Genomic DNA, 21,225 nt, shown 5'->3' with positions numbered 1-21,225 from the left:
CACAGGGTTTACTGCGTCAGGCTTGAGGTGCTTTGGCCGACAGCCAGCCCTGCGCGAATGGCCGCCAGGGCAGCCTGGTAATACGCCTTGCCCTCCGGCGACTCGGCAAAGGTGGCGAACTCTTCCAGCTCAGGGTCGGACAAATCCCGATAGACATACAGCAAGGTATTGTTCAAATCCTTGTCGATCTGCTGCATCAACCGCTCGCGCTGGCCATTCAACATTCCTTGCGCCTGGCCACCGCCGAGCAGGCCGGGGATCATCTGGCTCAAGCTGTCGGCCGCCACGCCTGCAATCGCCAGGCTGACCTCGGCACCGGCCTCGCGGGCGGGCAGGGCCTGGGCCAGGTGGCCGATGATCAGGCTGCGGGTGGCATCGGCTTCGAGTTTGGGCAGGCCCTGTGCGTTTTTCGCCAGTTGATCGCGGCGCGTGGCCAGCAACTCAGCGGCGACGATTTTGCGGCCCAGGGGCGACTGGAAAAACGCCAGGGCAGGTTTCGGGTCGGGCAAGTGCTTGCGCAGTTGCGCCTCGGCACGCTGGTCCATGGCCTGGGCGGCAAAGCGTTTATTGCTGTTGTCCACCAGCGCCTGGTACACCACCGGCGGCAGGCTATTGCGGTAGCGCTGCTGGGCGGCACTGAGGGCGTCATTGAAGTGCGCACGTTGTTCGGCCCAGCCGGCGACCTTGTACAACTGGTCATGGCCGTCTGCCCAGGCGGGCAAAACGCAGAACATCAACACAGAAAAAAACAAACGACGCATAAGGACTCCTGTCAGTCGGCCACTATTGTCCGTGTCGGGCGTAGGATTTGTCGAGAAGTCCTATCGGTCACCTGACTAAAGTGCATTCAGACGCTCAACGGCGCTGTCGGATTTTCAGGCGTATGGATACTATGCGCGCCATGCAAATACCCCTCGATCACCCGCTGCTGCAACGCATCGTCGACGACTTGGCCGAAAAAGGCTGGTCGCAGCAAAATGGCTTCCTGCCCCAGGCTCTGACCCTGGAGCTGGCGGCTGAGTGCCGTAAACGTGCGGCGCAGGGTGAGCTGGCGCCCGCAGCGGTAGGGCGTGGGCCGGCCCAGGAGATTCGCGAAGGCATTCGCGGTGACCATATCCAGTGGTTGGAGGAGGGGGACGCGCCTATCTGCGACACCTACATGGGCGTGATGGACGGCCTGCGCCTGGCGATGAATCGCAGCCTGTTCCTGGGCCTGGAAGATTTCGAAAGCCACTTCGCGATGTACCCGCCGGGCGCGTTTTACCTCAAGCATGTAGACCGTTTTCGCGACGATGACCGGCGCATGGTCTCGGCGGTGATCTACTTGAATGACGCCTGGCTGCCCGAGCATGGCGGCCAACTGCGCATGTACCTCAAGGGCGGTGTCGAATACGACGTGGTGCCCACCGGGGGTTGCCTGGTGGTATTCCTGTCGGGCGAGGTGCCTCACGAAGTCCTGCCCGCTACGCGCGAACGCCTGTCCTTGACGGGCTGGTTTCGCCGGCGGGGCAACGAGCCGTTTTAAACATGGAAAAGATTCTGGTCAGCCGCTGCCTGCTCGGGCACAAGGTGCGCTATGACGGCGGGGCCAGCGGCCCATTCGACCCACTGGCAGCGTGGCAAGCTGAAGGCCGCGTGGTTGCCATCTGCCCGGAAGTGGCGGGGGGCTTGCCCACACCGCGCCCGCCGGCCGAAATCCCAGGCGGGCAGGGGATCGACGTGTGGGAAGGCCGCGCCCAGGTGCTGACGGCCGAGGGCGAAGACTTCACCAGCGCCTTTCTCGACGGTGCCCGCCAAGCCTTGGCGCTGGTGCAACGCCATCACATCCGCATCGCCATTCTCAAGGCCAACAGCCCATCCTGCGGCAATCTGTTGACCTATGACGGCACCTTCAGCGGGGTGAAGGTCAGTGGCGAAGGCGTCACGGCGGCGCTGCTCAAGCGCCATGGTGTGCAGGTGTTCAGTGAGTTGGAGTTGCCACAGGCGGCGATTGCCCTCACGCAGCTTTAAGAAGTTTAAACAGATCAAGTGTGGGAGCTGGCTTGCCTGCGATAGCGGTGTATCAGCACCTTATGTGTAACTGACAGACCGCTATCGCAGGCAAGCCAGCTCCCACATTTATTGCACCTTGAGCCATTTCTGCGCCAGCGCCTTCAACCGGCCATCGTCCTTAACCCGCTTCAACGCCCCGTTCAAACTGGTCTTGAACGCCGGGTTGCCCTTCTGGAACGGGATCGCCAATGCCGGCTTCTGGTGGTAAGGCTCACTGAAATCGAAACGATCCTCAAGCTCGGCAGTCATAGCCATATGGTTAATGGCCACGTCGTACTTGCCGGTTTCCACACCGGACAGCAGGTCCGCGTTATCGGTGGTAATAAACGAGGAGCGCACCTCCATCTCCTTGGCCAGCAGTTCACCCAGCTCCACTTCAAAGCCGGCGAGTTTGTCGCCCTCTTTGAAATTGTACGGCGGGGTGTTGGCTTCCAGGGCGATGCGCAGTTCACCGCGATCGTTGACGTCGTCAATCAGTTCGGCATGAGCCAAGGGGTTCAGAAGAGGAAGCAACAGCAACAGGCCAGGCGAAAAGCGCATGGTCACTCCTAAAGAATTCGTACAGGCGAGGCGCCGTTCAGCAACGTTTTGTTATGGTGTCGGGTGCCTTGGACCGCAATTTATCGCGAAGTTGTCATAACCCTACAGATTTCACCGAAAAACTGGAGAAGCGAATGAAAGCCCTTTTGTCCCGTGCAACGATTGCCAGCCTTTTGCTGGGTACCTCGATGTTGGCCAGTGCCGCAGACCTTCCTCGTACACCTGCGCCTGAAGGTGCCGAAGTGTTCATCGTCTCGCCGAAAGATGGCGCCACCGTTGATAAAACCTTCACCGTCAAATTCGGCGTCAAGAAGCTGGACCTGGAACCGATCGACAAACAAGTGCCTAACGCCGGGCACCACCATCTGTTGGTAGACCAGAAGGTGGAGTCGCTCAACGCCAATGAGGCGATCCCGGCCACGCCTACCTCGATTCACTTCGGCAAGGCGCAGACCGAAACCGAGCTGACCCTGACGCCAGGCAAGCACACCCTGCAACTGGTGGCCGGCGACAACGTGCATCGCCAGTTCGAACCCACAGTCGCCTCGAAAGTGATCACCGTTAACGTCAAATAAGCGTTATTCGGGCAAAAAAATGGGAGACCCCTGCGGGTCTCCCATTTTTTATCCAGCGCTTGAAGCCTTAGAACAACACGCGGCTACGAATAGTGCCGTTGATGTGCTGCAGCTTCTCTTGCGCCAGGTCCGAGTACTCGGCGTCGACGTCGATCACCACGTAGCCGACCTTCTCGTTGGTCTGCAGGAACTGACCGGAGATGTTGATGCCGTTTTCGGCGAAGACCTTGTTGATCTCCATCATCACGCCAGGGATGTTCTGGTGGATGTGCAGCAGACGGTGCTTGCCCGGGTGAGCCGGCAGGGCCACTTCCGGGAAGTTGACCGACGATACCGAGGTACCGTTGTCGCTGTACTTGACCAGTTTTTCCGAGACTTCCAGGCCGATGTTGGCTTGGGCTTCAGCGGTGGAGCCGCCGATGTGCGGGGTCAGGATCACGTTGTCCAGGCCACGCAGCGGGCTTTCGAAGATGTCATCGTTGGAGCGCGGCTCCACCGGGAACACGTCGATGGCAGCGCCGATCAGGTGCTTGTCCTTGATCGCGTCGGCCAGGGCATCCAGCTCGACCACGGTGCCGCGAGCGGCGTTGATCAGGATCCCGCCTTTCTTGATCGCGCGGATTTCCTTCTCACCGATCATCCACTGAGTCTCGGCCGTTTCCGGAACGTGCAGGGTGACGATGTCGGACATGCCCAGCAGCTCGGTCAGGCTGGCCACTTGGGTGGCGTTGCCCAATGGCAGCTTGGTCAGGGTGTCGTAGAAGAACACCTGCATGCCCAGGCCTTCAGCCAACACCGACAGTTGCGTGCCGATCGAGCCGTAGCCGACGATGCCCAGCTTCTTGCCGCGGATTTCGAAGGAGTTGGCCGCGCTCTTGATCCAGCCGCCACGGTGGCAGGAAGCGTTCTTCTCAGGGATACCGCGCAGCAGCAGGATGGCCTCGGCCAGCACCAGCTCCGCCACGGAACGGGTGTTGGAGTACGGTGCGTTGAACACCGCGATGCCGCGCTCGCGCGCTGCATTGAGGTCGACCTGGTTGGTGCCGATGCAGAAACAGCCGACAGCCACGAGTTTCTTGGCGTGGTCGAAGATCTCTTCGGTCAGCTGAGTGCGGGAGCGAATGCCGATAAAGTGCGCGTCGGCGATCTTTTCCTTGAGCTGGGCTTCCGGCAGAGAACTGGTGATGTACTCAATGCTGGTGTACCCGGCGGCTTTCAGAACGTCGACAGCCGATGGGTGGACGCCTTCCAGAAGAAGGAACTTGATCTTGCTCTTATCGAGAGAAGTCTTGCTCATCTGCGTAAACCTGTATCCCGGAGAAAATTGGCAGGGAGTCGAGCAGCGCAAGCTGACCCGGACGGCAGGAAAGCCGTCACCGCAGAAACGCCCTTTGGGTCTGTCCTGCGGGGGCGGTATGCTAGCATACGCACCCCGCTAAACACCTATTCCTGCGACGTGAAGCGTTCTCAGGATGACCATGAATTGTTCGAGAGTTCTGTCGATGACCCATCCTGCCCTGATTGATGAGCTAAAGACCCTGGTTGAGCCCGGCAAAGTGCTGACCGACGCCGACTCCCTGGAGGCTTACGGCAAGGATTGGACCAAGCACTTCGCTCCCGCACCTAGCGCCATCGTGTTCCCCAAGACCACCGAGCAGGTACAGGCCATCGTGCGGTGGGCCAATGAGCACAAGGTGGCGCTGGTGCCCTCGGGCGGGCGCACCGGTCTGTCGGCTGCTGCCGTTGCCGCCAATGGCGAAGTGGTGGTGTCGTTCGACTATATGAACCAGATCCTCGACGTGAACCTCACCGACCGCACCGCCGTGTGCCAGCCGGGTGTGGTGACCAAGCAACTGCAGAACGTCGCTGAAGAAAACGGCCTGTATTATCCGGTGGACTTCGCCTCGTCCGGTTCCAGCCAGATTGGCGGCAATATCGGCACCAATGCCGGCGGGATCAAAGTAATTCGCTACGGTATGACCCGCAACTGGGTGGCCGGCATGAAGGTCGTCACCGGCAAAGGCGATGTGCTGGAACTGAACCGCGACCTGATCAAAAACGCCACCGGCTACGACATGCGCCAGCTGTTTATCGGCGCCGAGGGCACCCTGGGCTTTGTGGTCGAAGCCACCATGCGCCTGGACCGTGCGCCAAAGAACCTCACGGCAATGGTGCTCGGCACGACTGATTTCGACTCGATCATGCCGGTGCTGCACGCCTTCCAGAGCAAACTGGACCTGACCGCCTTCGAATTCTTCTCGGACAAAGCCCTGGCCAAAGTCCTTGGTCGTGGCGACGTGCCGGCGCCGTTCGAAACCGAGTGCCCGTTCTACGCCCTGCTGGAATTCGAAGCCACCACCGAAGAAGTCGCCAACCACGCCCTGGAAACGTTCGAACATTGCGTGGAGCAGGGCTGGGTGCTGGATGGCGTGATGAGCCAGAGCGAAACCCAGCTGCACAACCTGTGGAAACTGCGCGAGTACATCTCCGAAACCATTTCCCACTGGACGCCGTACAAGAACGACATCTCGGTGACCGTGTCGAAAGTGCCAGCGTTCCTGAGCGAAATTGACGCGATCGTCGGTGAACACTACCCGGACTTCGAAATCGTCTGGTTCGGCCATATCGGTGACGGCAACCTGCACCTGAACATCCTCAAGCCGGAAAACCTGAGCAAGGATGAGTTTTTCGCCAAGTGCGCCACCGTTAACAAGTGGGTATTCGAGACCGTCGCCAAGTACAACGGCTCGATCTCCGCCGAACACGGCGTGGGCATGACCAAGCGCGATTACCTGACCTACAGCCGTTCACCGGTTGAAATCGAATACATGAAGGCCGTCAAAGCCGTGTTCGACCCTAACGGGATCATGAACCCCGGCAAGATCTTCGCTGTTTAACCGCACCTGAAGGAGTCGTTCCATGAGCTACCAGCACAAGTATGTCGACGGCACCAACATCCACTTCCCGGTGGGTAAAGTGGTGTGCATCGGGCGTAACTACGCCGAACACGCCAAGGAACTGGACAACCCGGTACCCACCGAGCCGCTGCTGTTCATCAAGCCGGGCAGCTGCGTGGTGCCGTTGGAAGGTGGCTTTGCCATTCCGACCGAGCGTGGTTCGGTGCACTACGAAGCGGAAATCGCCGTATTGATCGGCAAGCCTTTGTCCGCCAAGCCGAGCCGGGAAGAAGTGCTGGACGCCATCTCCGGCTTCGCTCCGGCCCTGGACCTGACCCTGCGCGACAAACAGGCCGAGCTCAAAGCCAAGGGCTTGCCGTGGGAAATCGCCAAGTCTTTCGATGGCGCGGCGGTGATTGCCCCCTTCGTGGTCAGCAGTACCTTTGCGGACGTGACCGATATCGGCATTCGCCTGAGCATCAACGGCGAATTGCGCCAGGACGGCAACAGCGCGCAGATGCTTAACCCGATTGTGCCGATGATTCAGTACATGGCGGGTTGCTTCTCCCTCCAAGCGGGCGACGTGATCCTGACCGGCACCCCGGCGGGCGTTGGCCCGTTGAATGTGGGGGATGAAGTGGTGTTGGAGCTGGCGGGTGTCAATCGCTTCGAAAGCGTTGTGCGCTAAATCACTGCCAAACTGCGATCAAACTGTGGGAGCGGGCTTGCCCGCGATGGCGGTGTGACAGTCACTGAATAGTTGACTGAACGCCCTTAATCGCGGGCAAGCCCGCTCCCACAGTTGTTTGTGTACATCTGCAGGATCCAGCGTTTTGCATTTTTTTCACACACTATCCGGATAATTCCCTGCTCTTGCGCGCGGGTCCTTGAATCCTGTGCTATCCCCTACAGCTGACTTTCCGGAAAAGCGCTCAATGGTCGTGCCTCTGCCCACTTCGAAAACCTCGCTTCGCTCTCGCTTGTCCATGCGCTGGTATTCCTGGGTATTTTTGGCTGGTGCCATTTTGTATGGCATCGCCTGGGCCATGCACTGGGATGATCGCGGCCTGCTGTGGGTGCTGGAGCGTTTCGAGAGTTCGGCCGAACGCCGGGAAAGTGTGTGGCTGCCGGACTATCACGCGGTGATCGACGCCAAGTTGCTGCCCGGTATGGAGAAGGACGAGGCATCAGACCTGTCCTATAACCCGCAGACCAAAACCCTGTTTTCAGTGATGGGCAAGAATCCCTTCCTGGTCGAACTGAGCCTGCAAGGCGATGTGTTGCGCAAAATGCCGCTCAACGGTTGGAACAATCCGGAAGGCGTGGCAGTGATGGAAAACGGCTTGATGGCGGTGGTCGATGAACGCGATCACAGCCTGACCGTGGTCAAGGTCGACGCCGGCACTACGGCGCTGAACAAGGCCGATTTCCCCAGTTATGACCTGGGCCCGTCCAAAGATCAGAACAAAGCCTTTGAAGCCGTCACCTGGGACAAGCGCAACCAGCAGTTGGTGCTGGGCGAAGAACGTCCCCCGGCCCTGTTCACCTGGAAAAGCGATGGCAATACGCTGACCGGCGACAAGCAAAAACTGGCCAGCACCGAACTGGATGTGCGCAACCTGTCGGCCCTGTCCATCGACCCACGTACCGGGCATTTGCTGGTGCTGTCCGCCGATTCCCACCTGCTGCTGGAACTGGATGAAACGGGCGAGCAAGTCAGCTTCATGACCTTGCTTGGCGGCTTCAATGGCCTGAAAGATACGATCCCCCGTGCCGAAGGCGTGACCATGGACGAGAGCGGCAACCTGTACATGGTCAGTGAGCCAAACCTGTTCTATCGCTTTGAAAAGCAGAAATAACTGACGAATTACGTCAGAGTTTTCTTTATAAACGGCATTCGCCAGGCAGTCCGGTGCGTTTAAGTTTAAATTCAGGTGACCTTGATATCTATTCGCCAGTTTTTTCTCTGAGCCCGCCCCGATGCGTCGACTTGCCCGCCCTAAACCTGCTGTTTTTATCCTGCTGTTGCTCGCCCTAGTCGCTGCCGGGCTGGTGGCACAGCAGTTCCGTCTGTTCGAACGCGCCTGGTTCAACTGGCAGGTGTGGTACCAGCCTGCGGATGAGCGCGCCATTGGCCTGGCGGATTATCGCGTCACCCTCGAAGGCCAGGTGATCGAAGGGCTCGACGACGATGTCTCGGCCCTGACCTACGACCCCGTGCGCAAAAGCCTGTTTACTGTCACCAATAAAAACGCCGAACTGGTCGAGTTGTCGCTGGCGGGCAAGATCCTGCGGCGCATTCCGCTGGTGGGCTTTGGCGATGCCGAAGCGGTGGAATTTATCAGCGACAACATCTACGTCATCAGCGATGAGCGCCAGCAGCGCTTGATCAAAGTGCATGTGGACGATGACACCAAGTTCCTCGACGCCGCCGATGCGGAGCAAATGACCCTGGGCGTGCACGTCGGCGGCAACAAGGGCTTTGAAGGGTTGGCCTACGACTCGGTGGGCAAGCGCTTGTTCGTGGCCAAGGAACGCGACCCCATGCTGATCTACGAGGTGCACGGGTTTCCCCATTTCAAGCCGGAAAAAACCTATTCGGTACATGTGATCAACAACCCCAAGCGCGATGCCGGCCTGTTTGTGCGCGACCTGTCGAGCCTGCAATACGACGAGCGCAGTGGCCATCTGTTGGCGCTGTCGGATGAGTCGTTCCTGGTCTTGGAGCTGGATATTGATGGTCGCCCTCTAAGCAGTCTGTCGTTGCTTAAAGGGCGCCATGGCCTGAGCAAGCGCGTGCCCCAGGCCGAAGGGATCGCCATGGATGACGACGGCACGCTGTACATGGTCAGCGAGCCCAACCTGTTTTACGTGTTCAAGAAACCCTGATCAGAACATCCATTGCACACCCAGCGAATAACCGGTCTGGCTGCCTTCAGCATGCCCGAGGCGGCCATTGACCTCGGCAAACACGCCCAACTGTGGGGTGATCGCCAGTTGGCTGCCCAGTTGTGCGCGAGCGAAGCTCTTATCCACTGAGCCCAGCCTGGCGGTGCGGGCCTGGCCATCGGCGCGTGCGGTGAGTTGCAGGTCGTCCAGGCGGCCGTCGGCCAATTCCTTGACCCAGGCGATGTCGCCGTAGGGCTTCAGGTTCAGGCCATAGGGCAGGGCAACAGCGCCGCGCACGCGCCAGCCGAGGCTGGCTTCCAGGGAGTCGAAAGACTGCTCTTCGTACTCTAGGGCCGTGCGCAGGTTCTGCTTTTCGTGGAACTTGTCGATGCGGTAATGGCTGTAGTCCAGGCCGGCGAACGGCCCGCTCTTGATCGCGCCAAAGTCAAAGTCATAGCCACCCAGCACCCGTGCGCCCAACGCCAGGGCATCGGTATCGCCCGTCAGTTGCTGGTTGAGCAGGATCGGCCCGCCATTGGCCTGGATGACCAGGTTGCGCTTGGAGTCGAAGCGCGTGTGGCCCACGCTCAGGTCACCGGCCAGCCAGCGTGGCCCGCCATCGTTGAGCAGTGCATAGACGGCTGCCTGCCAGGTGTCGCTGTCGAGCTTGCCGCGATGCTCCAGTTTGTCGCGCCCATTGAGGTAGCTGAGGCTGGCGCCGATATTCAGGCTTGAAGTCAGTTGGTAGTCGCCGAGGGCATGCAGGCCCACGCGCCGGGCTTCGGGGTTGGGGGCCGTGTCGAAGCCGCTGTCCGGGTTGTATTCGCCATCCACGCCGATCTCGCCATCGAAGCTGCCGACCCCGCGGCTGCCCGCTTGCAGGGTCAGCCAACGGCGATCATGCAGGCGCACCAGGGCCTGATGCTGGCGCTGCAGGTTGTCTTGCATATTGCGCGCAACGGCACCGCCAGAAGCGGTCGAGGCCATCAGGTCGGCGTTGGTCAGTTCCAGCACCAGGCGGCTGAGCAGGCGTGAATAGTCGCGCAGGCGCTGGTCGATGCGCGCCTGGCCGAATGCATCGGTCAGCACGGCTTTGTTGTCTTCGTTCGGGTCGTGCCAGGTCGAGCCGCCGGGGATTTTCGGGTTGTCGGTCTGGGTGTAGCCGTCCAGGTCGCCCAGTTCCCAGTTGGTGGCCTCTATATAAAGGATCGGGATATTCAGCGGTTCAAACGCTTCACCATCGCTGCAGCAGCCGGTGCCCTTCGGGTACTGCGGGTCCAGGCCGGGGTTGCTGAATAAGGGGATGTTCAATTCCCTGGCGATCTGGAAGGTGTGCTCGCGCAAGGAGGCCAAGGCCGGGTTGGCGGTGCTGTTCTGGCCGGCGTGGGCGTACATCATGTCGCCGGTGATCAGGCTGTCGAGGTTGATCATCGCGAGCATGTTGGCGCGCTGGCTGGTGTTGAGTGAGTCGACAAAGGCACGGGAGCCGCGCAGGCCTTCTTCTTCGGCGCCGAAGCCCACTACCTGCAGGCCATTTTCCAGTGACAGGCCGCTGAGGTTCTTCGCCACCTCGGTCAGCACGCTGGCGCCGGAACCGTTGTCATCCAGGCCTTGCAGGGTCGGGCGGCCGAAGTAAGTGTCGAAATGCGCGCCAATCACCACGTACTGGGCCTTGGTACCAGCGGCAGAGGCCACCACGTTTTGCGAAGCCCGGCTGCCGTTGTTCCAGGTGAAGTCCTGACGGCTGATGCTATAGGCCGTGCCCATCTGGCTCTGCATCCAGTCGGCTGCCCCGGCAAAATTTGCCGTGCCGCGATATCGGCCAGGGTAGTCGTTGATCAGTTTTTCCAGGGTGGTGTTGGCGTGCTGGCCGTAATCGTAGGCCTGGGTAGGCGTGGACAGCAGGGCACCGGCAACGCTGATGGCGAAGGCTAGAGGCTTTATCACAAGGTCTTCCTTGAGGTGATGGGAATGTGCAAGCCCAGACCCTTTGCACAATGCGCGCCTCATTCCATGGGCGGCTGCGAATTGGCGCATTGTTAAACGCGTGGGTCGCGTGGCTGTAATTTGTAACGGATTGGATACCAGGCGGGGCAGGGGGTGCCGTGACAGAGCGCACGGTTTTGGCGAGGAGTGCTGCGAAAAGTAGCGTTTTTGTTACATCGCTCTAGAGTCGAGCGCTAACACATGTGGGAGCTGGCTTGCCTGCGATGGCATCGCCTCGGTATCCATTGATACGCCGAGTCGTCTGCATCGCGGGCAAGCCCGGCTCCCACAGGGTCAGGCCTTGAGGGTTTTCACGCCTTCCGGGGTACCCAGCAGCAATACATCCGCCGGGCGCGCCGCGAACAGGCCGTTGGTGACCACGCCCACAATGGCGTTGATCTGCGTCTCAAGCTCCACCGGGTTGGTGATCTGCATATTGAACACGTCGAGGATGATGTTGCCGTTGTCGGTCAACACACCTTCGCGGTACACCGGGTCGCCGCCCAGTTTCACCAGCTCGCGGGCCACGTGGCTGCGGGCCATGGGGATGACTTCCACCGGCAGTGGGAACGTGCCCAGCACCGGCACCAGCTTGCTCGCGTCGGCGATGCAAATGAAGGTCTTGGCCACGGCCGCGACAATCTTCTCGCGGGTCAGGGCCGCGCCGCCGCCTTTGATCAGGTTCAGGTGCTCGTCGCTTTCATCGGCGCCGTCGACGTAGAACTCCAGGTCGCTCACGGTGTTGAGCTCGTACACCGGAATGCCATGGCCCTTGAGGCGGGCGGCGGTGGCTTCGGAACTGGCCACGGCGCCGTCGAACGCGCCCTTGTGCTGGGCCAGTGCGTCGATAAAGCAGTTGGCGGTGGAACCGGTGCCGACACCGACGATGCTCTTGTCGTCGAGTTTAGGAAGGATTAAATCGACAGCGGCCTGGGCCACTGCCTGTTTGAGTTGATCCTGGGTCATGCGGGCTCCGGAACGGGCGGGGAATTAACGAGGGCGGCGAGTATAACCCAACAAAACCTCGGGATTCGTGTGGTCGCCCGGCCAAACGCTGGGTTAGACTCCTTGGCCCTGCCCAACCCGTGAAGTAGATGCCTGCCGATGCTTGAACACTACGTCAAAAAAATCCTCACCTCGCGTGTTTACGACATCGCCGTGGAAACCCCCTTGCAGACTGCCCGCCAGCTCTCCGAGCGGCTGGGTAACAAGATTTGGCTCAAGCGCGAAGACTTGCAGCCGGTGTTCTCGTTCAAGATTCGCGGCGCCTACAACAAGCTGACCCAGCTCAGTGCCGAAGAACGTGCACGCGGCGTCGTCACCGCGTCGGCCGGCAACCATGCCCAGGGCCTGGCCCTGGCGGCCAAGGTGCTGGGGGTGAAAGCCACCATCGTGATGCCCAAGACCACCCCGGAGATCAAGGTCGAAGGCGTGCGCTCCCGGGGCGGCAAAGTGGTGCTGCACGGTGATTCCTTTCCGGAAGCCCTGGCCTACTCGCTCAAGCTGGTCGACGAAAAAGGCTACGTGTACATCCACCCCTACGATGATCCGCACACCATTGCCGGGCAGGGCACCGTGGCGATGGAAATCCTGCGCCAGCACCCAGGGCCGCTGGACGCGATTTTCGTACCGGTGGGCGGCGGCGGTCTGATCGCCGGGATTGCGGCGTATGTGAAATACCTGCGCCCGGAGATCAAGATCATCGGCGTGGAACCGGACGACTCCAACTGCCTGCAAGCCGCCATGGCGGCGGGCGAGCGCGTGGTATTGCCGACCGTGGGCATCTTCGCCGACGGCGTGGCGGTGGCGCAGATCGGCCAGCACACCTTCGACATTTGCAAAGACTACGTGGATGAAGTGATCACCGTCAGCACCGATGAAATCTGTGCGGCGATCAAGGACATCTACGATGACACCCGCTCCATCACCGAGCCGGCGGGTGCACTGGGCGTGGCCGGGATCAAAAAGTACGTCGAGACCCGCGGTGTCAGCGGCCAGACCTTTGTCGCCATTGACTCGGGCGCCAACGTCAACTTCGACCGTTTGCGCCATGTGGCCGAGCGCGCCGAACTGGGTGAAGGCCGTGAAGCCATTATCGCGGTGACCATCCCCGAGCGGCCGGGCAGCTTCAAGGCCTTCTGCGAAGCGGTGGGCAAACGCCAGATCACCGAATTCAATTACCGCTACCACTCCGGCAGCGAAGCGCACATTTTCGTCGGCGTGCAGACCCACCCGGAGAACGACCCGCGCAGCGCGTTGGTGGCCAGTTTGACCAGCCAGGGTTTCCCGGTGCTGGACCTTACCGAGAACGAACTGGCCAAGTTGCACATTCGCCATATGGTCGGCGGGCATGCGGCCAAAGTCAGCGACGAGTTGGTGTTTCGCTTCGAATTCCCGGAGCGGCCGGGGGCGTTGTTCAACTTTCTCCACAAGCTCGGCGGGCGCTGGAACATCTCGATGTTCCACTACCGCAACCACGGCGCGGCTGACGGCCGAGTGGTGGCGGGCTTGCAAGTACCGGCGGACGAGCGCCACTTGGTGCCTGCCGCGTTGGCGCAAATCGGTTACCCGTACTGGGATGAAAGCGAAAACCCGGCTTACCAGCTGTTCCTCGGTTGAGCGACTACGCTGACTGAGCGGCCTATAAGGAATAGAGACCATGGAAACGCTGACCACCCTCAAGGTGATCCACATCACCGCCACCGTATTGCTGCTGCTCAGCGGCCTGGGCCTGGCGGTATTGGCGTGGCGTAAACGCAGCGCCGGCCCGGCCGCGACCGTGCAGCGCCCCTGGGCATTTGTATGGCTGCTGATGGGGATTTGCCTGGTGAGCATGCCCTTCACCGGCTGGTGGCTGGTGCACCTGCTCGGCTGGCCATTGGGGCAAACCTGGATCTTGGGCTCCAGCATCCTCTACACCGTGGCGGCGCTGGCCTGGTTCTGGCTGGTGGCGCGGCTCAATCGGCTGCGCAAGGGCGAGGGCGGGAGCCTGAATTTCACCCTGGTGCTGGCGGTGGTCAGCCTGGTGGGGTTTGTGGCGATTGCAGGGCTGATGGGCGCCAAGCCGGTTTAAAGCGTTAGACCGCGTCGCGTTCATCGCAGGCAAGCCAGCTCCCACAGGGGAATGCATTCCAAATGTGGGAGCTGGCTTGCCTGCGATAGCGTCATCAGCTGCGCAGTGTAATCACCGGCCAACCACGCTTTTCAGCCTCGGCGCGCAAATTCTGATCCGGATCCACTGCCACCGGGTGCGTCACCTGCTCCAGCAACGGCAAATCATTCATCGAATCGCTGTAGAAGTAGCTGTCTTCCAGGCTATGCCCGGTTTCTTCCAACCAGCGGTTCAAACGCGTCACCTTGCCTTCACGAAAGCACGGCACATCAGTGCTGCGCCCGGTATAGCGGCCATCCACCATTTCGCACTCGGTGGCGATCAGGGTCTCGACGCCCAGGCGTTCGGCAATCGGCGCGGTGACGAAGCGGTTGGTGGCGGTGATGATCACCAGCTTGTCACCGGCGGCGCGGTGCCTGGCCAGCAGTTCAACGGCCTTCGGGAGCATGATGGGCTCGATGCAGTCGCGCATGTAGTCGTTGTGCCACGCGTCCAGCTGGGCCATCTCGGTGCGGCCGAGGATTTCCAGGCAGAAGTTCAAGTAGGCGGCGTTATCCAGCCGGCCGGCCAGGTAGTCCTGGTAGAACTCGTCGTTGCGGGCCTTGTAGGCTACCGCGTCGAGAATTCCGCGTTCACACAGGTAATCGCCCCAGGCGTGATCGCTGTCACCGCCCAGAAGGGTATTGTCCAAGTCGAATAAAGCCAGGCGCATTGCAGTTACTCGCTGAAAAGTCTGTAAAAAGGCGTCCAGAATACGGTCTTTTCACAAGAGTGCACATAAGGTAAGAAGCCTCGTTGCCGCTGGAACAACCTTTGTGGAACAATGCGGCGACATGCGTTTGCGAGGTTGTTGCCGTGATCGACCCCGATGGTTTCCGTCCTAATGTCGGCATTATTCTGACGAATGATGCCGGACAGGTGCTATGGGCTCGCCGAATCAACCAAGATGCCTGGCAGTTTCCTCAAGGTGGAATCAACCCCGACGAAACCCCTGAAGACGCCTTGTACCGTGAGTTGAACGAAGAAGTCGGCCTTGAGCGCGAAGATGTACAAATTCTGGCCTGTACCCGTGGCTGGTTGCGCTATCGTTTGCCGCAACGCCTGGTGCGTACCCACAGCCAACCGCTGTGCATCGGCCAGAAGCAGAAATGGTTTCTTTTGCGCCTGATCTCCAACGAGCAGCGGGTGCGGATGGATTTGACCGGTAAACCGGAGTTCGATGGCTGGCGCTGGGTCAGCTATTGGTATCCGTTGGGCCAGGTGGTGACATTCAAGCGCGAGGTTTATCGTCGCGCTCTCAAAGAGCTTGCCCCGCGCCTTTTAGCGCGCGACTGACGACGGAGTTCGACCCCGAGCCATGCTCAATACGCTGCGCAAGATCGTCCAGGAAGTTAACTCCGCCAAGGATCTCAAGGCGGCGTTGGGGATTATTGTGTTGCGCGTCAAGGAAGCCATGGGCAGCCAGGTCTGCTCGGTTTACCTGCTGGACCCCGAGACCAACCGTTTTGTGCTGATGGCCACGGAGGGCTTGAACAAGCGCTCCATCGGCAAGGTCAGCATGGCGCCCAATGAAGGTCTGGTGGGCCTGGTGGGGACGCGTGAAGAACCCCTGAACCTCGAGAACGCGGCCGATCACCCGCGTTATCGCTACTTTGCCGAAACCGGCGAAGAGCGCTACGCCTCGTTCCTTGGTGCGCCGATCATTCACCACCGCCGCGTTGTCGGCGTGTTGGTTATCCAGCAAAAAGAGCGTCGCCAGTTCGACGAAGGCGAAGAAGCCTTCCTGGTGACCATGAGCGCGCAACTGGCCGGGGTTATCGCCCACGCCGAAGCGACCGGCTCGATTCGCGGCCTGGGGCGCCAGGGCAAGGGTATCCAGGAAGCCAAGTTCGTCGGCGTACCGGGTTCGCCAGGCGCTGCGGTGGGTACCGCGGTGGTCATGCTGCCGCCAGCCGACCTCGATGTGGTGCCGGACAAGACCGTCAGTGACATCGACGCCGAAATCAAACTGTTCAAGACCGCCCTCGAAGGCGTGCGCGCCGACATGCGCAACCTGTCGACCAAGCTGGCCACCCAGCTGCGCCCCGAAGAGCGTGCGCTGTTTGACGTGTACCAGATGATGCTCGACGACGCGTCCCTGGGTAACGAAGTCAAGACTGTGATCAAGACCGGCCAGTGGGCCCAGGGCGCGTTACGCCAGGTGGTCACCGATCACGTCAACCGTTTCGAAATGATGGACGACGCCTACCTGCGCGAGCGCGCATCGGATGTGCGCGACCTGGGGCGACGTCTGTTGGCGTACCTGCAGGAAGACCGCAGCACCAACATGGTCTTCCCCGATAACACCATCCTGGTCAGTGAAGAGTTGACCGCCACCCAGCTTGGCGAAGTGCCTGAAGGCAAGCTGGTGGGCTTGGTTTCGGTATTGGGTTCGGGTAACTCCCACGTGGCGATCCTGGCCCGGGCCATGGGTATCCCGACGGTGATGGGCCTGGTGGACCTGCCGTACTCCAAGGTCGATGGCATCGACATGATCGTCGATGGGCATCGCGGCGAGGTGTTCACCAACCCCAGCGACGTGCTGCGCAAGCAATACGCCGAGGTGGTGGAAGAAGAGAAGCAACTGGCCCAGGGCCTGGATTCGCTGCGCGAGCTGCCGTGTGTGACCCCCGATGGCCACCGGGTACCGCTGCTGGTCAACACTGGCCTGCTGGCGGATGTAGCCCGTGCGCAACAGCGCGGCGCCGAAGGGGTGGGGCTGTACCGCACCGAAGTGCCGTTCATGATCAACCAGCGTTTCCCGAGCGAGAAGGAGCAGCTGGCGATTTATCGCGAGCAACTGCAAGCCTTCCACCCGTTACCGGTGACGATGCGCAGCCTGGATATTGGCGGCGACAAGTCACTGTCCTATTTCCCCATCAAGGAAGACAACCCCTTCCTTGGCTGGCGCGGTATTCGCGTTACCCTCGACCATCCCGAAATCTTCCTCGTCCAGACCCGCGCCATGCTCAAGGCCAGCGAGGGCTTGAACAACCTGCGCATCCTGCTGCCGATGATCTCCGGCACCCATGAGCTGGAAGAAGCCCTGCACCTGATCCACCGCGCGTGGGGCGAAGTGCGCGATGAAGGCGCCGATGTGCCGATGCCGCCGATTGGCGTGATGATCGAAATACCGGCGGCGGTGTACCAGGCCAAGGAACTGGCGCGGCAGGTGGACTTCCTGTCGGTAGGCTCCAACGACCTGACCCAGTACCTGCTGGCCGTGGACCGTAACAACCCACGGGTGGCCGACCTCTACGACTACCTGCACCCGGCGGTGCTGCAAGCGCTGCAACACGTGGTGCGCGACGCCCATGCCGAAGGCAAGCCGGTGAGTATCTGCGGCGAAATGGCCGGCGACCCGGCGGCGGCGGTGCTGTTGATGGCGATGGGCTTTGACAGCCTGTCGATGAACGCCACCAACTTGCCGAAAGTGAAGTGGATGCTGCGCCAGGTGGAATTGAGCAGGGCCAAGGATTTGCTCGCCGAGTTGATGACCATCGACAACCCGCAAGTTATCCACAGCTCGCTGCAATTGGCGCTGAAAAACCTGGGGTTGACCCGGATGATCAACCCGGCCTCGGCCAAAACCCTGTAGGAGCGAGCTTCTAGCAGATCGTTCCCGCGCTCTGCGTGGGAAGGCAGCCCTGGACGCTCCGCGTCGGCTTTTAGAGCGTGACGCAGAGCGTCACAAGAGGCGTTCCCACGCAGAGCGTGGGAACGATCAAAGACCGAGGCGCCTTCATCGCAGGCAAGCCAGCTCCCACCTGTGGAATGCATTCCCCTGTGGGAGCTGGCTTGCCTGCGATAGCGGTGGTCCAAGCAGCGCTAAAACATCAGGTCCACCTCACCCAGCCGCCCCCCGTGCGGGCCAAAGCTGCGCTCCAGCATCCGCCGCGTCCCATCGGCATTCACGATCAGCGCTGTGCTCGCCCGTGTCCCATAACTGGGGCTGGCGATAAACACGCTCGACAGCAGGCTTTCGGTCGCCAGGCCTACGCCGGTGTCCGGCAGCTCAGCAAACGGCGCGGTCTGCGGGTCGCTGAGAATCCCCAGCAGTGCCTCAGGCTCGGGGTTCTCCAGCACGGCGCTGAACGCTGCTTTGGCCTTCACCAGCTTCGGCCATGGCGTATCCAGCCCGGCATTGGATAATCCATACACCCCAGCCTTCAGCAACGTCGGCTCGGTGTCATTGGCGTTGTAGTGCCACAGCTCATCCTGCGTGCCCACCAGCAGGTTGAACCCGGCATATTCAATCGAGCGGCCGTTCACATCGGCCAAATAATCGTCGATCGGCAGCGAACCGCTGAGAAACCGCGCAACCAGTTCGCCGCGAGACTTGCGTGCCGGTGGCTGGTGCGGGTCGCGGATGTTGGTCAAGGCGGCAAAGCGCCCATCCGCGTTCACCCCCAGCCAGGTGCCCCCGGCCTCCTGATCGCGACCGGCATAAACCTGGGGCACATCCGCCCACTGGGCCAGCGGCAGGCTGGGGCGGGCGTAGAACTCATCGCGGTTGGCCGCGACGATCAGCGGTTGGGCATGGCCCGGTCGCCAGGCGAAAACAATCAGGCACATTGGGTGACCCCTTTTGTGTTTTTGCCACTCTACCCACAGACGCGCCGGTGTTCCATCGTCTCGAAGTTGGGCCGTGCACCTCTGATCCGTTAACATGCCGGGCTATTTGGCGTGTATGTGAACTTCTTAATTTGATCTCGCCGCTGTAACGCAGGCTTAATCGCACATCGGCATGGTCCGGTGCGTCATGACTAAATGTTTTAACGAGGAGTCGCAATGCTGCCTTACCCGCAGATCGACCCGGTGGCCCTGGCCATCGGTCCGCTGAAAATCCATTGGTACGGGTTGATGTACCTGATCGGCATCGGCGGCGCCTGGCTGTTGGCTTCCCGGCGCCTGAACCGTTTCGACCCGACCTGGACCAAGGAGAAGCTCTCCGACATGGTGTTCTGGATGTCGATGGGGGTGATCGTCGGCGGGCGCCTGGGGTATGTGCTGTTCTACGACCTGTCTGCGTATCTCGCCAACCCGACCCTGATCTTCGAAGTGTGGAAGGGCGGCATGGCGTTCCACGGCGGGTTTATCGGCGTGATGATCGCCGCCTGGTGGTTTGGCCGGCGCAATGGCAAGTCGTTCTTCCAGCTGATGGACTTCGTCGCCCCCTTCGTGCCGATCGGCCTGGGTGCTGGGCGCATTGGTAACTTTATCAACGCCGAGCTGTGGGGCAAGCCGACCGACGTGCCGTGGGCGATGGTGTTCCCGCCGTTCAGCGACCCGGCGCAACTGCCGCGCCACCCGTCGCAGCTGTACCAGTTCGCATTGGAAGGTGTGGCGCTGTTCCTTATTCTCTATATCTTCTCGCGCAAGCCACGCCCAACCATGGCCGTGTCGGGCATGTTCGCGCTGTTCTACGGGATTTTCCGCTTTATCGTCGAATTCGTACGGGTACCGGATGCGCAGTTGGGCTACCTGGCATGGGGCTGGCTGACCATGGGTCAGGTGCTTAGCTTGCCAATGATCCTGGCGGGCCTGGGCATGCTGTGGTGGGCGTACAATCGCCCGCAGCCGCTGAAGAACGCCGCGCTTTAAATTCGAATGCCAGGACCAGGAGGTCTTGGCTTCAACGATACGGGTAAAAACATGAAGCAATATCTCGAACTGCTGCAGGACGTCGTGACCAATGGCCTGACCAAGGGCGACCGCACGGGCACCGGCACCAAGGCTGTGTTTGCGCGTCAGTATCGGCATAACCTGGCCGACGGCTTCCCGCTGCTGACCACCAAGAAGCTGCACTTCAAAAGCATCGCCAACGAACTGATCTGGATGTTGAGCGGCAACACCAACATCAAGTGGCTCAACGAAAATGGCGTGAAGATCTGGGATGAGTGGGCCACCGAAGACGGCGACCTGGGCCCGGTCTACGGCGAGCAGTGGACCGCCTGGCCGACCAAGGACGGCGGCACGATCAACCAGATCGACTACATGGTGCACACGCTCAAGACCAACCCCAACAGCCGCCGCATCCTGTTCCACGGCTGGAACGTCGAATACCTGCCGGACGAAACCCAGAGCCCGCAGGAAAACGCGCGTAACGGCAAGCAAGCCCTGCCGCCGTGCCATTTGCTGTACCAGGCGTTCGTGCATGACGGCCATCTGTCGATGCAGCTGTATATCCGCAGCTCCGACGTATTCCTGGGGCTGCCGTACAACACTGCCGCGCTGGCGTTGCTGACCCACATGCTGGCCCAGCAGTGCGACCTGATCCCCCACGAGATCATCGTCACCACGGGCGACACCCACGCCTACAGCAACCACATGGAACAGATCCAGACCCAGTTGGCGCGTACGCCGAAAAAACTGCCGGAACTGGTGATCAAGCGCAAGCCTGCGTCGATCTACGACTACAAGTTCGAAGATTTTGAGATTGTGGGCTACGACGCCGACCCAAGCATCAAGGCCGACGTGGCTATCTAGAGCCTGTTGCGGTCAGAAACTGTGGGAGCTGGCTTGCCTGCGATAGTGGAGTGTCAGGCGACATCAATGTCGCGGGCCCGCCGCTATCGCAGGCAAGCCAGCTCCCACATAGGTTTGGTGTTCGCTTGAGTTAATGGCCGTGGCTTCTGCCCACATGCGAAGGCTCGGCCTCGCTGGCCGCAATCCCGCCGCTGACTTCCAACTGCTGCAAGATCCCGCACTGGTTCCCACCGCCGCAACGTTGGCGCAGGTCCAGCAGTTGTTCCTGCAAGGCCAACAACCCGTCGATCCGCGCTTTCACATGGTGGATATGCTCGTCGATCAAGGCATTCACGCTTTCGCATTGGTCCTGGGGGCTGTCGCGCAGACCCAGCAGGCTGCGGATTTCTTCGAGGGTCATGTCCAGGCTGCGGCAGTTGCGAATAAAGGTCAGCCGCTCGGTGTGCGCCTGGGTGTACACGCGGTAGTTGCCGTCGGTGCGTGCCGGGGGCGGCAGCAGGTTTTCCTTCTCGTAATAACGGATGGTTTCCACCGGGCAATCGGTGAGTTTGGCCAGTTCGCCGATCTTCATCGCAGCAATCTCCAAATGGGCGCTTGACCCTATAGTGGCTACAGGGTCTTTACTTGGCAACAGGCACCTTTACGG

General features: G+C 60.7%; 21 protein-coding genes. 13 read left to right on the top strand and 8 right to left on the bottom strand.

Features of this window, described 5'->3' with window-relative positions:
• Positions 1-8: 8 nt before the first annotated feature.
• Entirely contained in the window at positions 9-761 is a 753-nt protein-coding gene (locus AB9N64_RS16245) for a DUF2059 domain-containing protein (protein WP_003195224.1), read from the bottom strand.
• Between the two features lie 131 nt (positions 762-892).
• On the opposite strand from AB9N64_RS16245, the gene AB9N64_RS16240 reads away from it, so the two are divergent.
• The gene (locus AB9N64_RS16240; protein WP_003195222.1) at positions 893-1,525 is read left to right on the top strand and encodes a 2OG-Fe(II) oxygenase; all 633 of its coding nucleotides are present in this window, start codon (positions 893-895) and stop codon (positions 1,523-1,525) included.
• Positions 1,526-1,527: 2 nt separating this feature from the next.
• Positions 1,528-2,010: a DUF523 domain-containing protein gene (locus tag AB9N64_RS16235; protein WP_032902258.1), complete on the top strand. Its 483-nt coding sequence runs from the start codon at positions 1,528-1,530 to the stop codon at positions 2,008-2,010.
• Between the two features lie 108 nt (positions 2,011-2,118).
• Here AB9N64_RS16235 and AB9N64_RS16230 read toward each other — a convergent pair whose 3' ends face one another.
• A complete protein-coding gene (locus AB9N64_RS16230) occupies positions 2,119-2,592 on the bottom strand; it encodes a transporter substrate-binding domain-containing protein (RefSeq protein ID WP_371359525.1) in 474 nt (157 codons plus the stop codon).
• A gap of 134 nt (positions 2,593-2,726) precedes the next feature.
• On the opposite strand from AB9N64_RS16230, the gene AB9N64_RS16225 reads away from it, so the two are divergent.
• Positions 2,727-3,167, top strand: coding sequence for a DUF4399 domain-containing protein (locus AB9N64_RS16225; RefSeq protein WP_034128985.1), 441 nt, complete (start codon positions 2,727-2,729; stop codon positions 3,165-3,167).
• Positions 3,168-3,234: 67 nt separating this feature from the next.
• On the opposite strand, the gene serA is transcribed toward AB9N64_RS16225, so the two are convergent.
• Positions 3,235-4,464 (bottom strand): phosphoglycerate dehydrogenase, encoded by a 1,230-nt coding sequence (gene serA / locus AB9N64_RS16220; protein WP_003195214.1) that lies wholly within the window; start codon positions 4,462-4,464, stop codon positions 3,235-3,237.
• 205 nt (positions 4,465-4,669) lie between these two features.
• Here serA and AB9N64_RS16215 point away from each other — a divergent pair, with 205 nt between their 5' ends.
• The 4 genes from AB9N64_RS16215 (at position 4,670) to AB9N64_RS16200 (ending at position 8,953) form a co-directional block, all read left to right on the top strand.
• Positions 4,670-6,064, top strand: coding sequence for an FAD-binding oxidoreductase (locus tag AB9N64_RS16215; RefSeq protein WP_005792341.1), 1,395 nt, complete (start codon positions 4,670-4,672; stop codon positions 6,062-6,064).
• A gap of 22 nt (positions 6,065-6,086) precedes the next feature.
• Complete coding sequence (locus AB9N64_RS16210) at positions 6,087-6,752, top strand: fumarylacetoacetate hydrolase family protein (RefSeq protein ID WP_014720371.1); 666 nt, start codon at positions 6,087-6,089, stop codon at positions 6,750-6,752.
• A gap of 247 nt (positions 6,753-6,999) precedes the next feature.
• The gene (locus tag AB9N64_RS16205) at positions 7,000-7,923 is read left to right on the top strand and encodes an SdiA-regulated domain-containing protein (RefSeq protein ID WP_014720370.1); all 924 of its coding nucleotides are present in this window, start codon (positions 7,000-7,002) and stop codon (positions 7,921-7,923) included.
• A gap of 121 nt (positions 7,924-8,044) precedes the next feature.
• The gene (locus AB9N64_RS16200; protein ID WP_333959093.1) at positions 8,045-8,953 is read left to right on the top strand and encodes an SdiA-regulated domain-containing protein; all 909 of its coding nucleotides are present in this window, start codon (positions 8,045-8,047) and stop codon (positions 8,951-8,953) included.
• On the opposite strand, the gene AB9N64_RS16195 is transcribed toward AB9N64_RS16200, so the two are convergent.
• Positions 8,954-10,900 (bottom strand): autotransporter domain-containing protein, encoded by a 1,947-nt coding sequence (locus tag AB9N64_RS16195; protein ID WP_371359524.1) that lies wholly within the window; start codon positions 10,898-10,900, stop codon positions 8,954-8,956.
• A 333-nt stretch (positions 10,901-11,233) separates the two neighbouring features.
• Positions 11,234-11,905 (bottom strand): ribose-5-phosphate isomerase RpiA, encoded by a 672-nt coding sequence (gene rpiA / locus AB9N64_RS16190; protein ID WP_003195201.1) that lies wholly within the window; start codon positions 11,903-11,905, stop codon positions 11,234-11,236.
• Between the two features lie 138 nt (positions 11,906-12,043).
• Between rpiA and ilvA the strand changes: the two genes are divergently transcribed.
• Positions 12,044-13,558, top strand: coding sequence for a threonine ammonia-lyase, biosynthetic (gene ilvA / locus AB9N64_RS16185; RefSeq protein WP_014720367.1), 1,515 nt, complete (start codon positions 12,044-12,046; stop codon positions 13,556-13,558).
• 40 nt (positions 13,559-13,598) lie between these two features.
• The gene (locus AB9N64_RS16180; protein ID WP_014720366.1) at positions 13,599-14,012 is read left to right on the top strand and encodes a DUF2269 family protein; all 414 of its coding nucleotides are present in this window, start codon (positions 13,599-13,601) and stop codon (positions 14,010-14,012) included.
• Between the two features lie 94 nt (positions 14,013-14,106).
• On the opposite strand, the gene AB9N64_RS16175 is transcribed toward AB9N64_RS16180, so the two are convergent.
• The gene (locus AB9N64_RS16175; RefSeq protein WP_020301836.1) at positions 14,107-14,763 is read right to left on the bottom strand and encodes an HAD family phosphatase; all 657 of its coding nucleotides are present in this window, start codon (positions 14,761-14,763) and stop codon (positions 14,107-14,109) included.
• 143 nt (positions 14,764-14,906) lie between these two features.
• Here AB9N64_RS16175 and AB9N64_RS16170 point away from each other — a divergent pair, with 143 nt between their 5' ends.
• Positions 14,907-15,386, top strand: a complete 480-nt coding sequence (locus AB9N64_RS16170) for an RNA pyrophosphohydrolase (RefSeq protein WP_003176750.1) — start codon at positions 14,907-14,909, stop codon at positions 15,384-15,386.
• Positions 15,387-15,408: 22 nt separating this feature from the next.
• Positions 15,409-17,688, top strand: a complete 2,280-nt coding sequence (gene ptsP, locus AB9N64_RS16165; RefSeq protein ID WP_014720364.1) for a phosphoenolpyruvate--protein phosphotransferase — start codon at positions 15,409-15,411, stop codon at positions 17,686-17,688.
• A gap of 230 nt (positions 17,689-17,918) precedes the next feature.
• On the opposite strand, the gene AB9N64_RS16160 is transcribed toward ptsP, so the two are convergent.
• Entirely contained in the window at positions 17,919-18,665 is a 747-nt protein-coding gene (locus tag AB9N64_RS16160; RefSeq protein WP_371359523.1) for an NRDE family protein, read from the bottom strand.
• A gap of 216 nt (positions 18,666-18,881) precedes the next feature.
• Here AB9N64_RS16160 and lgt point away from each other — a divergent pair, with 216 nt between their 5' ends.
• Together lgt and AB9N64_RS16150 are read left to right on the top strand one after the other, a co-directional pair.
• Positions 18,882-19,694: a prolipoprotein diacylglyceryl transferase gene (gene lgt / locus AB9N64_RS16155; protein WP_003195189.1), complete on the top strand. Its 813-nt coding sequence runs from the start codon at positions 18,882-18,884 to the stop codon at positions 19,692-19,694.
• A 51-nt stretch (positions 19,695-19,745) separates the two neighbouring features.
• A complete protein-coding gene (locus AB9N64_RS16150; protein WP_014720362.1) occupies positions 19,746-20,579 on the top strand; it encodes a thymidylate synthase in 834 nt (277 codons plus the stop codon).
• A 130-nt stretch (positions 20,580-20,709) separates the two neighbouring features.
• Here the strand turns inward: AB9N64_RS16150 and cadR are convergent, their stop codons facing one another.
• The gene (gene cadR / locus AB9N64_RS16145; RefSeq protein ID WP_003195185.1) at positions 20,710-21,150 is read right to left on the bottom strand and encodes a Cd(II)/Pb(II)-responsive transcriptional regulator; all 441 of its coding nucleotides are present in this window, start codon (positions 21,148-21,150) and stop codon (positions 20,710-20,712) included.
• Between the last annotated feature and the right edge of the window lie 75 nt (positions 21,151-21,225).

Origin of the sequence: Pseudomonas sp. KT_2_4, assembly GCF_041410225.1 — a bacterium.
Lineage (GTDB): Bacteria > Pseudomonadota > Gammaproteobacteria > Pseudomonadales > Pseudomonadaceae > Aquipseudomonas > Aquipseudomonas paracarnis.
Note: the sequence above shows the minus strand (reverse complement) of the source record. Positions and strands in the feature narration are given on the sequence as shown.

Coding starts and splice junctions, on each gene's coding strand:
- AB9N64_RS16215 (WP_005792341.1), top strand. CDS start 4,670: ATGACCCATCCTGCCCTGATTGATGAGCTAAAGACCCTGGTTGAGCCC.
- rpiA (WP_003195201.1), bottom strand. CDS start 11,905: ATGACCCAGGATCAACTCAAACAGGCAGTGGCCCAGGCCGCTGTCGAT.
- AB9N64_RS16150 (WP_014720362.1), top strand. CDS start 19,746: ATGAAGCAATATCTCGAACTGCTGCAGGACGTCGTGACCAATGGCCTG.
- AB9N64_RS16200 (WP_333959093.1), top strand. CDS start 8,045: ATGCGTCGACTTGCCCGCCCTAAACCTGCTGTTTTTATCCTGCTGTTG.
- AB9N64_RS16205 (WP_014720370.1), top strand. CDS start 7,000: ATGGTCGTGCCTCTGCCCACTTCGAAAACCTCGCTTCGCTCTCGCTTG.
- AB9N64_RS16235 (WP_032902258.1), top strand. CDS start 1,528: ATGGAAAAGATTCTGGTCAGCCGCTGCCTGCTCGGGCACAAGGTGCGC.
- AB9N64_RS16240 (WP_003195222.1), top strand. CDS start 893: ATGCGCGCCATGCAAATACCCCTCGATCACCCGCTGCTGCAACGCATC.
- AB9N64_RS16175 (WP_020301836.1), bottom strand. CDS start 14,763: ATGCGCCTGGCTTTATTCGACTTGGACAATACCCTTCTGGGCGGTGAC.
- ptsP (WP_014720364.1), top strand. CDS start 15,409: ATGCTCAATACGCTGCGCAAGATCGTCCAGGAAGTTAACTCCGCCAAG.
- AB9N64_RS16180 (WP_014720366.1), top strand. CDS start 13,599: ATGGAAACGCTGACCACCCTCAAGGTGATCCACATCACCGCCACCGTA.
- lgt (WP_003195189.1), top strand. CDS start 18,882: ATGCTGCCTTACCCGCAGATCGACCCGGTGGCCCTGGCCATCGGTCCG.
- serA (WP_003195214.1), bottom strand. CDS start 4,464: ATGAGCAAGACTTCTCTCGATAAGAGCAAGATCAAGTTCCTTCTTCTG.
- AB9N64_RS16230 (WP_371359525.1), bottom strand. CDS start 2,592: ATGCGCTTTTCGCCTGGCCTGTTGCTGTTGCTTCCTCTTCTGAACCCC.
- AB9N64_RS16245 (WP_003195224.1), bottom strand. CDS start 761: ATGCGTCGTTTGTTTTTTTCTGTGTTGATGTTCTGCGTTTTGCCCGCC.
- cadR (WP_003195185.1), bottom strand. CDS start 21,150: ATGAAGATCGGCGAACTGGCCAAACTCACCGATTGCCCGGTGGAAACC.
- AB9N64_RS16210 (WP_014720371.1), top strand. CDS start 6,087: ATGAGCTACCAGCACAAGTATGTCGACGGCACCAACATCCACTTCCCG.
- AB9N64_RS16225 (WP_034128985.1), top strand. CDS start 2,727: ATGAAAGCCCTTTTGTCCCGTGCAACGATTGCCAGCCTTTTGCTGGGT.
- AB9N64_RS16160 (WP_371359523.1), bottom strand. CDS start 18,665: ATGTGCCTGATTGTTTTCGCCTGGCGACCGGGCCATGCCCAACCGCTG.
- ilvA (WP_014720367.1), top strand. CDS start 12,044: ATGCTTGAACACTACGTCAAAAAAATCCTCACCTCGCGTGTTTACGAC.